Raw genomic sequence first — 12,141 nt, 5'->3', positions numbered from 1 at the left:
GGTGTTTCGGATGGTCCTGGCTCGGAAGATCGAGCGCCGCCGCAGCCTGTTCCTCGCCCAGTTGCCCGACACGTTGCAACTGCTTGCCGGTTCGCTGCAGGCCGGGTACGGCTTCATGCAGGGCCTCGACACCTTGGTGCAGGAAAGCTCTCCGCCGACCTCATCTGAATTCGGGCGAGTCCTTACCGAGACGCGTTTGGGGAGTCCCGTCGACGAAGCGCTCAAGGCGATGGCCGACCGGCTCGACAGCGACGACTTCCGCTGGGTTGTCCTGGCGATCAACATTCAGCGGCAGGTGGGCGGGAATCTCGCAGTGCTGTTGCAGACGGTCGCCGGGACCCTCCGCGAGCGCGAACAAGTTCGACGTCAGATCAAGGTGCTGTCCGCGGAAGGTCGGTTGTCGGCGTCGATCCTGACCGTTCTGCCGTTCCTTCTTGCCGGGTACATCTCGTTGGTAAACCCCGGATACATCACCGCTCTGGTAATTGAGCCGATCGGTCGCGTGATGATCGCGGGGGCGCTCGTGATGATGGGTGTCGGCATCGCCTGGATGCGCAAGATCGTGAATATCGATGTGTAGGAGGAGACGATGAGCTTGAGCGTGCTGGGGGTTCTGGCGTTCTTCGGTGCGGCGGTGCTCGCGCTCGTCGCCCTGCAGGATCTTGCCCTCGACAGGCGGGCCGTGTTCCGCACCCTGCGCGGAGTGGACACGATCGAGATGACGGCTGCTGACTTGCGTCGCCGCGAGCTGGCCCTTCCCTTCACCATGCGCGTCGGCCTGCCCGCGCTTAGACGTCTTGCAGGATTGAGCCGGCGGTTCACGCCGGCCAACGTGCTGCAACGTTTGGACCGCGAGTTGGTCTACGCGGGGAGTCCCGCGAACTGGGATGCCGAACGCGTCATGGCCCTGAAGTTCCTCGGGACCGCGATCGGCCCTGCTGCGGCGATCGGTTTCGGGCGCCTGGGCGGCCTCGTGGGGTTGCAGATGTTCGTGCTCGCCGGGTCCGCGGGGCTTATCGGGTACTACGCGCCGGAGTGGGTGCTGCGCAGCCGCTCCGGGAAGCGCCAGTTCCTGATCCGCCGTGCGTTGCCCGACGCCCTGGACTTGCTCTCGATCACGGTCGAGGCGGGACTTGCGTTTGATGCAGCGGTTGCGCGCGTCGCTCGTCAGTCGGGCGGGCCGTTGGCCGCGGAATTGCATCGCGTGCTGCAGGAGATGCAGATCGGCAAGAGCAGGGCCGACGCGTTGCGGGATCTTGGCGAGCGCACGGCCGTTGAGGAACTGAAGTCCTTCGTGCTGTCGATGATCCAAGCGGATGTGTTCGGCATCTCGATCGCGAAGGTGCTGCAGACGCAGGCCCATGAGATGCGCGTGCGCCGCCGGCAGCAGGCGGAAGAGCGTGCACAGAAACTTCAGGTGAAGATTATCTTCCCACTGATTCTGTGCATCTTCCCATCGTTGTTCGTGGTGCTGCTCGGACCGGCGATGATCACGATTTACCGCAGCATAATTGCGCGGTGAGCCGGGTCTCACGCCGGGCAATGCGTCGGCGTGCGTGCCGGGACGTAGAGCAGTGCGCGATGTCCGTCGCCGAGGCGCTCGTCGTTGGCCAGGGTCCACGAGCGGTCGCCTGCGATCTCCCCGGCGAGGCCGTCGGTGTCGGCAATCAGCACGTGGGTCACGCAGAGGTCGCGCAGCGTCCATTCCCATCCACGCAGTCCGGCGATCGCGCGCCGGTGCCGGTTGACGACGGTGAGGCCGAAGAAGTCGACTCGGGTGTCCACGTCCACGCGCACGTCGGGCCAGCGCCGGTAGAGCGCGAATCCGGCCCACGCGTCGCGCGTGAACAACCGGACGTCCGGGCCGGCCATCGTGTCTAGTGCCGCGACCGGATACGTCGGGGCGACCGGATCGCGCCACGGGAAGGACCGAAAGATTAGCGTTCCGAATACCGCCGCGACGAGTACTAAGGACGCTGCCGCGAGCGTGGGCGCCGGCTCGGATGCGGCGCGCGCCTTTTGGCGCGCGCCGGCAAAGACGTGAGTCAGAGCGCCTGAGACGTGGCGTGCGGCGACCACGCCTAGGACGATGCTTGCCACCGGGAGGTTGCGCACCGCCATCAGGCCGAGGGTGGTGAATGCCGTCATGAGCGCGACGTCGGTGGGGTCGGCCGGCTTCGGCGATAGCGCAAGCGATGCGACGGAAATCAGGAGGAGGGCGAGGAATAGCGCGGCCCCTGCGTCGTGGAAGTCCGGCGAAGCCCATTCGGTGACTACCGGCGATACCGTTCGAACGAGTCGAAGGGCGTGCACGTGCAATCCCGGACCGTAGGGGTTGACGAACGACGCGATTGTAGATGCGCCGGCCACCAGTCCCAGTCGCGCGGCCCATCGAGCGTCGGATCCGGGGAATCGAACGATTGCCTTGCCTGTTTCTGCGAGGGCGAGGAGTGTCACCAGTCCAAGCCCAAGCAGCACCATCCCGTGCAGGTTCGCCCAGAGCGCACAGATGGGGACGATCCACCAGAGCTGTCGGTTGCGGGCGCGCGCCAGCGTCAACACGACGACGAAGAGCAAGAACGAGAACAAGTTGGGACGCTCCGTCCAGCTCGTGCTCCCCGCGAAGGCCGCGAGAGCGACCAGCGCCCACCCGCCGAGAGTTCGTCCCGTCTCCCGCAGGATCAAGCGCGCTACAAGGGCGTAGATCAGCACAAGCATGATTCCTCGCCAGGCGACGATGCCCCGCAGTCCGAATACTGCGTTGATCCCGTGCATGAGAACCTCGGATCCCCACTCCTGCACCACCCAGGGGTCCCCGGCTCGCGTGAACGAGAACAGATCCACCGGGGGGATCGCGTGCCGCGAAGCGATGATCTGTCCTGTCTTGAGGTGCCACCACAGATCCGGGTCGCCCAGGCGCAGGGACATTCCCTTGAGCGCGATGCCGAGCAGGACGGCAGCCCCAGCGACGCCCGCGGGAGTAAGACACCGCAGTGCGCGTCTCGTGAGCGCGCGCCGTCTCTGCGTCACCGTTTCGCCCCATTTGGAGGTCATCGCGTTGACAGCATACGAGGGGTTCGGGCAGTCCGGGACTTATTCTCCCGCTTCGTTGAGTGGTGATCGGCCCTAGCCTAGACTGAACGCAAGCAGTCCGAAGCGGCGCGCCGGCGCCGTCCTTTCTCGGAGATCTTGTCCCGTGGCACGAACCGCGTCGATCGACCCTATGTCCAGCGTTCCCGACGGCTTTGAGGTTGACCTCGAAGCGACGCGGCTGTTCAACGAGCAAACGACCTTCGTTCTTACCGACCAGACCCTGTCCCTGCTGGCGACCAAAGAGGGAGACATGTTCTTGTACGCCGACCACGAGGGAAACTTGTGCGGCGGCGAACTCGGGATGGGGCTGTACTTCCGCGACACGCGGTTTCTGTCGCAGTACGAAATGGAGATCGGCGGACATTCGCCGATTCTGCTGTCGTCCAGCGCCGAGCGCGCATACATGTCCTATGTTGATCTGACCAACCCCGATCTCGACCTGGGGGAGTCGGTCGTTGCGGCTCAGACGCTGAACATCCGTCGCACGCGCGTCATCAAGGACCGGCTCTTCGAACGGATTCGCTTCAAGAACTACAGTTCGCAGCGTGTTCGAATCCCGGTGACCTTCCGCTTCGGATCCGACTTCGCGGACATCTTCCACGTACGCGGGCACGTCACCGAGCGCAGCGGGACGTTCTTCAAGCCGCGCATAGAGGGCTGCGTGCTTACGCTGGGTCACCTCGGCGTGGACGGGGAATTCCGTCGTACGCGCATCGACTTCGGCGTGGAGCCCGAATCGGTAGATATCGGAGTGGGTACCGCCGAAGTGGCATTCAAGGTCGACCTTGTTGGGGGACAGTCGCGTCAACTTACGTTCACGGTCGAGCCGCTCGTCGGCGATGTCGAGCCTGAGCCGCTGATGTTTGACGTCGCGGTGCATGAGCTTCGACGCTCCTACGACGCCTGGGACCACGAATGCACGACGATCCACACCGACAACGAACTGTTTAACACGTTGCTGCAGCGGGGTCGGCGCGACTTAAGAGCGTTGTTGACTGAAACCCCCGACGGACGGTACATCGCCGCAGGCATTCCGTGGTACGTCGCGGCATTCGGGCGCGACTCGGTCATCACCGCACACCAGATCCTGATGCTGAACACAACTCCCGCGCGCGACACCTTGCGGCTGCTTGCGCGCTTCCAAGGCGATCGGGTGGACGAGTGGCGCGACGAAGAGCCCGGCCGCATCTTGCACGAGATCCGAACCGGTGCTCTTGCCAACGCCGGTGTTGTTCCACACACGCCCTACTACGGGTCGATTGATTCGACCCCTCTGTTCTTGATGTTGTTCGGGACTTACTTCAAGTGGACGAACGATCGCGCGTTCGCCGCAGAGATGATGCCCCACGTCGAGCGGGCGTTGCGGTGGATCGACGAGTATGGAGACGCCGACGGCGATGGTTTCGTGGAGTACCAGAAGCGATCCTCCCGAGGCCTGGACAACCAAGGGTGGAAGGACTCCTGGGACGCGGTTCTTCACGCGGATGGTGCGGTCGCTAAAGGGCCGATCGCTCTTGCCGAAGTGCAGGCATACGTGCATCTGGCGAAGCATCGGATTGCCGATGTGTACGAAGCCCTCGGTCGCGATGCGGATGCCGCAGCGTTGCGCGCGCAAGCCCTCGAGCTGAAGGCAAGATTCAACAAGGTGTTCTGGAATCCTGAGGAGCAGTATTACGCGCTGGCTCTGGACGGAGACAAGCGCCCTGTCGGAGCGGTGACGTCGAACCCGGCGCATGGTCTGTACTGCCACATTCTCGATGCGGACAAGGCTGCCGAGGTTGCCAAACGCTTGCTTCAGCCCGACATGTTCACGGGTTGGGGAATTCGGACGCTGAGCAAGTCGGATCCCGGGTACAACCCGATGAGCTATCACAACGGCTCGGTCTGGCCGCACGACAACGCTCTGATTGCCGCTGGACTGAAGCGTTACGGCTATCACAAGCAGACCAACCGCATTTCGACCGCGATCTTCGACGCGGCCGTGCTGGTTGAGTACATGCGGCTTCCCGAGTTGTTCTGCGGCTTCACGCGGCGGACTCCGAACCAGCCCGTCGCCTATCCGGTCGCGTGTTCACCGCAGGCGTGGGCTGCCGGATCGCCGTTCCTTCTTCTTCAGTCGATGCTGGGGCTGTCCGCACAGGCACCCAACAACTTGCTTACCATCAACTCCCCGATGCTGCCTCCGTGGTTGAACTGGGTGGAGTTGCGGAACCTGCGCGTCGGCGACGCGCTCATATCGCTGATCTTCCGCCGTGAGGGCGAAACGACATCGTTTTCGTTGCTGTCCAAGCTCGGTTCGTTGCGCGTCGTCATGGAGGAGTGAGGCCATTGGTGACGATCGCGCACATCAGTGACTCCCATGTCGGCTCGCCGCATTTCGTTCCCAACTTGATGAACCGTGTCATCGCTGAGGTGAACGAGTTGAAGCCGGACCTGATTGTCCATACCGGCGATGTCACCAACGAGGGACTTCGCGGGGAGTACAAGACGGCCGCGGCGTATCTTGCGCAATTCGACAGTCCTGTTGTCGCGGTTCCGGGGAATCACGACGCCAAGAACGTGGGGTACGTGCACTTCGAGGATTTGATCGGCCCGAGGCATTGGCGGCGGGAATTGCCGGAAGGCGTAATCGTCGTCGGCGTGGATTCGAGCGAACCCGACCTTGCCGAGGGTCAAGTGGGGCGTGAACGATACCCTTGGATAGTCGAGCAGTTCTCAGCGCCGGCCCGGTTCCGCATCTACGCTCACCATCATCACCTGCTGCCGGTCCCTGGAACCGGGCGAGAACGATCTACGGTAGCCGATGCCGGTGATCTGCTCGAGGTTCTCATCCGTAGCGGCGTCAACCTCGCGCTCACCGGGCACAAGCATGTTCCCTACGTGTGGCGTTTGGAATCGCTGTACGTGTCGAACGCGGGGACGTGCTCGAGTCTGCGTCTGCGCGGACACACGCGTCCTGCCTACAATGTCATCGAATACGTCGAGGACACGGTCAAGATTCACCAGAAGCACCCGTTCGGGCCGGATACGTTGCTTGCTCATTTCAACGTTGTGACCGGCGAGCAGCACCACCGCGAGTTGGAGTCGTTGTCGGAGACGTCGCCGGCGTGACGCGCGCGCTCGTTCTGGTCGACGGCGAGCACTACCCGCCCGTCACAATGGATGCACTCGAGTCCTTGCGCGCGCGCGGCTTCGAGATCGTTGCGGCGGTCAATCTCGGGGGCGGAGAGAAACTGCGCGCGCCGCTGGATTTGGGGAGCGTGCCGGTGGTGGGTGGTCCGTCACAGCGCGAGTCGCTCGCCGATGCACTGGATTCTTACCGTCCCGAGGTGGTCCTCGACGTATCCGACGCTCCCGTTGTCGATACCCGGGGGCGGTTCGTGCTTGCTTCGATCTCTTTGGCGCGTGGGGTGCCGTATGTGGGAGCCGACTTCCGGTTTGACCCGCCGCCGCGTCCGCCGCTGACGGCGCGCCCGGTGGTCGCGGTGATCGGAACCGGAAAGCGCACCGGCAAGACGGCGATGTCCGCCGCGTTGGCTCGTCACGCCGTCGCCCGAGGACTGCGTCCGGTGATCGTGGCGATGGGCCGGGGTGGTCCAGCGGAACCGATCGTGACGCGCGGTGATCTCGCCCGGCCCTCGGTGTTCGACCTCATCGTGCTCGCCGAGCGGGGCGAGCACGCCGCGAGCGACACTTACGAGGACGCGGTCGTCGCAGGTGTCGCGACGGTCGGCGCGCGCCGCGCTGGGGCAGGACTGGCCGGCGGAACTGTCTACGACACCGTGGCGCGCGCCGTCGAGATCGCCGATGCCATGAGTCCCGACGTGATCATCCTGGAAGGATCGGGAACCGCCATTCCCCCAGCGCGCGCCGGGGCGACCCTTCTGGTCGCAGGGCCGGCGCCGCCGGGCGACCTGACCGTGGGGCTTGGCCCATTCCGCCTGTTGATCGCCGATCTGGTCGTGGTTACAATGGCTGAGGAACCACTCCACTCGAGCGAAACGCTCTCCGCTCTCACTTCCTCAGTTTCCGAGTTCGCGGCCGGCGTTTCCGTCGTCCGGACGGTGTTCCGCCCGGCTCCCGTTGGGTCTGTGCGCGGGAAGAGGATCCTCTTCGCAACCACCGCTCCCGAACATGCCGGGCCGGTACTCATTCGGCACCTCGAACAGGTGCACGGAGCCGAAGTGGTTGGAACCACACACCGGCTCGCCGATCGTTCCCGTCTTTCCGAGGACCTCAGGCGAGCAGAGGGGACATACGAAGTGCTGCTTACTGAGTTGAAGGCTGCTGCGGTAGATGTAGCCGCGCGCGCCGCGGTCGCGTCCGGAGCCGAGGTCGTCTTCGCCGACAACATCCCCGTTGCCGTCGACGGGGACCTGGCCGCGGCGTTCGACGCGGTCCTGGCGCGCGCCGGGGTCCGCGGGTGAGCGCAGCGCAGGGCACGTCCGGATCCGGTGGGACGCCCGAGGCTTCGCGCGGCACGGTGGTTCACGACGGCGAGTACGGGCTTCCGTATTCGAAGGGGCTCACCGCGAATACCGTGGTTGCTTCGGGCCTGAGTCCGGTTCGCGCGTACCGCATTGCCGAAGTTGTAGAGGAGCGTTTGCGCGCGCTCGGCAGGTCCGATATTGAAGCTGAGGAATTGCGTCGGATAACGATAGAGGTGATTCGGGAAGAGGCGGGAGATCGTTATGCCGACGCGTACCGGAAGTGGGTTTTCGCGAGCAGCTTGGACGTTCCTCTGATCATCTTGATCGGCGGCGGGACCGGCGCCGGTAAGTCCACAATCGCCACCCAACTCGCTGCCCGCCTTGGAATCGTCCGCGTCATCTCGACCGACGCCGTTCGCGAAGTGATGAAGAGCGTGTTCTCCTACGAATTCATGCCGTTCTTGCATGTGTCTTCGTTTGATGCCGGCCATGTGGCGCGCGGCAAGGGAGCGCGCGCGGACGAAGCAATCCTTTCAGGGTTTCGCGACCAGGTTGCGGCAGTGTCGGTCGGAGTGAAGGCGCTCGTCGACCGGGCGGTCCGAGAGGGGACCGACGTGATCGTCGAGGGGGCGCACCTGGCCCCCGGGTTCATCGATTTCACCGAGTTTCTAGGATCGGCCGTTGTCGTCCCGCTCGTGCTGCAGGTGGAGGATGAGTCGCTGCACCGCAGTCATTTCCACATGCGGGCCCAGGAAACTCGCGCGCGCCCCGTCGAGCGCTATCTTGCTCACTTCGAGAACATCCGTAAGATTCAGAAGTACATCAAGTCGCTCGCGCTCCAAAACGGCGTGCCCATCATCTCGAACTACAACCTCGACGCCTGCCTCGCCTCGGTCATCGACCACGTCGTGAATCGAGCTGTTGAGGCCGCCGGGGCCGGAGCGCAGGATCAAGGGGATCCCGCAATAGCGATTCGGGGAGGATCAGAATGAAGCTCTGGCTGGACACTGCCAACATCGACGACATTCGCGAGATCAACCGTTGGGGCGTCCTCGCCGGTGTCACCACGAACCCCACCCTGGCCGCTAGGGAGGGAGTCGCCTTCGAGCAGCGCTTGAAGGAGATCGCAGCCGAGGTCGATGGTCCCGTATGCGGCGAGGTCATCTCGACCGTCTACGACGGCATGATCGAAGAGGCCCTGCGGTTGGTCGAACTTGCACCGAATCTGGTGATCAAGGTTCCGGTGCTCGCGGAGGGGTACGCCGCTGTGGCGGAACTGACTCGGCGTGGGATCAAGACCAACATGACCCTGTGCTTCTCGGCGACCCAGGCGATTCTGGCGGCGGAGGCCGGAGCGACCTACATAAGCCCGTTTCTGGGCCGCGTGGACGATATCGGAAACGATGGGATAAACCTCGTGGAGGAGATCGTCGACATATACAGAACACAGGGCTACAGAACTTTCGTGCTGGCTGCGAGCCTTCGCTCGCCCCAGCACGTGGTCGATGCGGCAAAGGTCGGCGCGGACGTGGCGACCATGCCGGTTTCGGTGTTCCGGGCGTTGGTCAAGCACCCGCTCACCGACATCGGCCTTCAGCGTTTCCTGGAGGACTGGGATGCGTATCAGCGAGCGCTCGGGACCATCGCCGGTTCCGACGAGAGGGTGTGACCAGTGGCATCCGTACGTGGAGAGCTTGAAGGCAAACTGCTGTCGGAACTGCAGCGAATTGCGGAGTCCGTCGGCCTGTCCGGAACCAAGGGGCTTCGCAAGGCGGATCTGATCGGCGCGATTCGCGAGAAGGAGAATGGCGGCGCTGGGACCAAACCTGCGAAGCGCCCCCCGGTCAAGGCGTCGAACGGCGCATCGGAGACGTCGGTCGCTCCGGTGACACCGGAGGCTCCGAAGTCCTCGGCTGAAGCGCCGTCCGCGCCGACGCAGCAGCCAGAGACCTCGCCTTCCAAGTCGAGCGAGCAGCCCGCGCGGCAGCCCGCTCCTGCCGCGCAGTCCCAGCCTTCCGCGCAGTCCCAGCCTCCCGCGCGACCGCAGGGGCAGCCGCAGCAGAGACAGCCCCAGCCGCAGCGTTCCGGTTCCGACGGGGGTCAGCGTTTCGACGCGGGCGGGCGAGACAGCAACCGTCGGCGCCGCCGTGACCGTGGTCGCAACAGGGGCGGCCAGGGTGGCCAGGGTGGCCAAGGTGGCCAAGGTGGCCAAGGCGGCCAAGGCGGCCAGGGTGGACGCGAAGGCGGCCGAAGCGGCGGAGGCGGAGGCCTTCCGGTTGAACGCGAGTGGTCGGCCGAAGAGGCGGCGAGCGAGGGCGAGCTTCGCACCGGGATTCTCGACACTTTGCCGGAGGGGTACGGATTCCTTCGCACCTCCGGGTATCTCCCAGGCTCGCAGGACATCTACGTTTCGCTTTCGCAGGTGCGCCGCTTCGGTTTGCGTCGCGGTGACGAGGTGACCGGGTATGTGCGCGCGCCTCGCGACAACGAGAAGTACTACGCGTTGTTGCGTGTCGAGACCGTCGCCGGCGGCACACCCGACGAGGCGCGGCAGCGGGCGGAGTTCAAGAACCTGACCCCATTGTTCCCTGAGGAGCGTTTCCGCCTGGAATGGGGGCCACAGTCCATCACCGAGCGGGTCATCGACCTCGTCGCTCCGCTAGGCAAAGGGCAGCGCGGTCTGATCGTGTCGCCGCCCAAGGCCGGCAAGACGACGATCCTCAAGCAGATAGCCAACGGGATTCTCGCTAACACCAGGGGCGTGCACTTGATCGTCCTGCTCGTGGACGAACGTCCCGAGGAGGTCACCGACTGGCAGCGCACCGTGAAGGCCGCCGAGGTCGTCTACTCGACATTCGACCGGCCGGCCGACGAGCACACTCAGGTCGCCGAGTTGGTGCTGGAGCGGGCAAAGCGCCTGGTGGAGGCCAAGCAAGACGTGGTGATTCTGCTGGACTCGATCACACGGCTGGCGCGCGCCTACAACCTCGCCGCCCCGACATCGGGCCGGATTCTGTCCGGTGGCGTGGACTCCACCGCGTTGTATCCACCGAAGCGCTTCTTCGGTGCGGCGCGCAACATCGAAGAAGGCGGATCGCTCACGATCCTTGCATCTGCGCTGGTCGAGACCGGTTCGCGGATGGACGAGGTGATCTTCGAGGAGTTCAAGGGCACCGGGAACTCCGAGATCCGTCTCGATCGCCAGCTTTCCGAGAAGCGGATCTTCCCGGCCATCGACGTCGAGGCCTCCGGTACCCGAAAGGAAGAACTGCTTTACGATAAGGAGGAGTTGATGCTCGTCTGGCGTCTGCGGCGCGTGCTGCATGCCCTCCAGGCTGGCCAGGCGATGGAGTTGCTGCGCGACAAGCTGGCGCAGACGGCGTCCAACGATCAGTTCCTTCGAGAAATCAGCAAGATGAAGTCCAACGACTAGGAGGCATGAAGCGTGAAGGCCGATATTCACCCTGCGTACGTGAAGGCGGTCGTGCGCTGCTCGTGCGGAAACACGTTCGAGACCCGCTCCACGAAGGCGGAGATGCAGGTCGAGCTTTGCTCGCAGTGTCACCCGTTTTACACCGGCAAGCAGAAGCTGGTCGACACCGGTGGTCGCGTCGAGCGGTTCCAGCGTCGCTACGCCAAGCACCAGGCCGACAAGTAGTGAGCGAACGCGAGGCGCCGCACTACTACGGTGGTCAGGCCCTTTTGGAGGGCGTGATGATGCGCGGCCGGGATACCTGGGCTGTTGCCGTTCGCCGTCCGGCCGGGGACATCTGGGTCGAGTGTCACCCGGTGCGTTCGGTGGCGCAGCGGTTTGCGATCTTCCGCAAGCCGTTCGTTCGCGGGGTCGCGGTAATGGCGGATTCGCTGTCGATCGGCATGCGCGCTATGACGATTTCAGCGAACCAGTCGCTCGGCGAGGACGAGAAACTCACGAAGAAGCAGATGGGGATGACGATGACGTTCGCCATGGCGGCGTTCATCGGCATCTTCATCGTTCTTCCGAACCTGTTGTCCAACATCGGGGGGAAGAAGTCTCACTCGCTCGCCTTCAACGTCAAGGAGGGCCTGATCCGGCTGGGGATCTTCGTCGGCTATCTCGTGCTGATCTCGTTCGTGAAAGAGATCCGCCGGGTGTTCCAGTACCACGGTGCCGAGCACAAGACCATCGCCGCCTACGAGGCGAACGAGCCGGTGTTGGAGCCCGGCGTGGTCGATAAATACTCGACCTTGCACGTTCGCTGCGGGACGAACTTCCTCATCATCACAATGCTGCTGACCATCGTGGTCTTCTCCATCTTCGGCCGACCGGCGATCTGGCTGCAGGTTCTCGAGCGCATCGGCGGGATCTTCGTTATCGCCGGGATCTCGTACGAGGGGCTGCGCCTCGGTGCCGCGCACGGGGACAACCTGATCGTGCGCGCGCTGATGAAGCCCGGACTGTGGCTGCAGAAGATCACCACGCGCCCGCCGACTCACGACATGATCGAGGTTGCGATTCGCTCTTTCGAAGCCGTGCTTCCGATCGAGGAGCGCGCGCGCGTCGCGGAGTTGCCGTCGATACTCGTGACGGGCGACTCGCTGGACGACGGTGACCCCGCTTCCCCTGACCGGTAAGAAT

General features: G+C 64.2%; 11 protein-coding genes. 10 read left to right on the top strand and 1 reads right to left on the bottom strand.

The window, feature by feature from the left end:
* A partial coding sequence (locus WDA27_04525) for a type II secretion system F family protein (GenBank protein ID MFA5890208.1) occupies nt 1–580 on the top strand: 580 nt, incomplete at its 5' end.
* A 9-nt stretch (nt 581–589) separates the two neighbouring features.
* A complete protein-coding gene (locus WDA27_04520; protein MFA5890207.1) occupies nt 590–1,522 on the top strand; it encodes a type II secretion system F family protein in 933 nt (310 codons plus the stop codon).
* 8 nt (nt 1,523–1,530) lie between these two features.
* On the opposite strand, the gene WDA27_04515 is transcribed toward WDA27_04520, so the two are convergent.
* The gene (locus tag WDA27_04515; protein MFA5890206.1) at nt 1,531–3,054 is read right to left on the bottom strand and encodes a hypothetical protein; all 1,524 of its coding nucleotides are present in this window, start codon (nt 3,052–3,054) and stop codon (nt 1,531–1,533) included.
* Nucleotides 3,055–3,196: 142 nt separating this feature from the next.
* Here WDA27_04515 and WDA27_04510 point away from each other — a divergent pair, with 142 nt between their 5' ends.
* The 8 genes from WDA27_04510 to WDA27_04475 are packed head-to-tail and all read left to right on the top strand — an operon-like array spanning nt 3,197 to nt 12,137.
* Nucleotides 3,197–5,416: an amylo-alpha-1,6-glucosidase gene (locus WDA27_04510; protein ID MFA5890205.1), complete on the top strand. Its 2,220-nt coding sequence runs from the start codon at nt 3,197–3,199 to the stop codon at nt 5,414–5,416.
* A gap of 8 nt (nt 5,417–5,424) precedes the next feature.
* Nucleotides 5,425–6,204, top strand: coding sequence for a metallophosphoesterase (locus tag WDA27_04505; protein ID MFA5890204.1), 780 nt, complete (start codon nt 5,425–5,427; stop codon nt 6,202–6,204).
* Nucleotides 6,201–7,520, top strand: a complete 1,320-nt coding sequence (locus tag WDA27_04500) for a 2,3-diphosphoglycerate synthetase (protein MFA5890203.1) — start codon at nt 6,201–6,203, stop codon at nt 7,518–7,520. Before WDA27_04505 ends, WDA27_04500 begins: the two co-directional genes overlap by 4 nt.
* Nucleotides 7,517–8,515 carry a zeta toxin family protein gene (locus WDA27_04495; GenBank protein MFA5890202.1) on the top strand — a complete coding sequence of 333 codons (999 nt, stop codon included), beginning with the start codon at nt 7,517–7,519 and terminating at the stop codon, nt 8,513–8,515. Before WDA27_04500 ends, WDA27_04495 begins: the two co-directional genes overlap by 4 nt.
* A complete protein-coding gene (gene fsa / locus WDA27_04490; protein MFA5890201.1) occupies nt 8,512–9,192 on the top strand; it encodes a fructose-6-phosphate aldolase in 681 nt (226 codons plus the stop codon). Before WDA27_04495 ends, fsa begins: the two co-directional genes overlap by 4 nt.
* Nucleotides 9,193–9,195: 3 nt before the next feature.
* Entirely contained in the window at nt 9,196–10,956 is a 1,761-nt protein-coding gene (gene rho / locus WDA27_04485) for a transcription termination factor Rho (GenBank protein MFA5890200.1), read from the top strand.
* A 12-nt stretch (nt 10,957–10,968) separates the two neighbouring features.
* Nucleotides 10,969–11,181, top strand: coding sequence for a 50S ribosomal protein L31 (gene rpmE / locus WDA27_04480; protein MFA5890199.1), 213 nt, complete (start codon nt 10,969–10,971; stop codon nt 11,179–11,181).
* Nucleotides 11,181–12,137, top strand: a complete 957-nt coding sequence (locus tag WDA27_04475; GenBank protein ID MFA5890198.1) for a DUF1385 domain-containing protein — start codon at nt 11,181–11,183, stop codon at nt 12,135–12,137. Before rpmE ends, WDA27_04475 begins: the two co-directional genes overlap by 1 nt.
* The last annotated feature ends 4 nt before the right edge of the window (nt 12,138–12,141 follow it).

Source organism: Actinomycetota bacterium, from assembly GCA_041658565.1.
Lineage (GTDB): Bacteria > Actinomycetota > AC-67 > AC-67 > AC-67 > JBAZZY01.
The sequence above is the reverse complement of the archived record's forward strand: the minus strand, read 5'-3'. Positions and strand labels throughout refer to the sequence as shown.

Excerpts from the sequence above, each read along its gene's own strand:
- WDA27_04520 (MFA5890207.1), top strand. The coding sequence starts at position 590 with ATGAGCTTGAGCGTGCTGGGGGTTCTGGCGTTCTTCGGTGCGGCGGTG.
- WDA27_04515 (MFA5890206.1), bottom strand. The coding sequence starts at position 3,054 with ATGACCTCCAAATGGGGCGAAACGGTGACGCAGAGACGGCGCGCGCTC.
- fsa (MFA5890201.1), top strand. The coding sequence starts at position 8,512 with ATGAAGCTCTGGCTGGACACTGCCAACATCGACGACATTCGCGAGATC.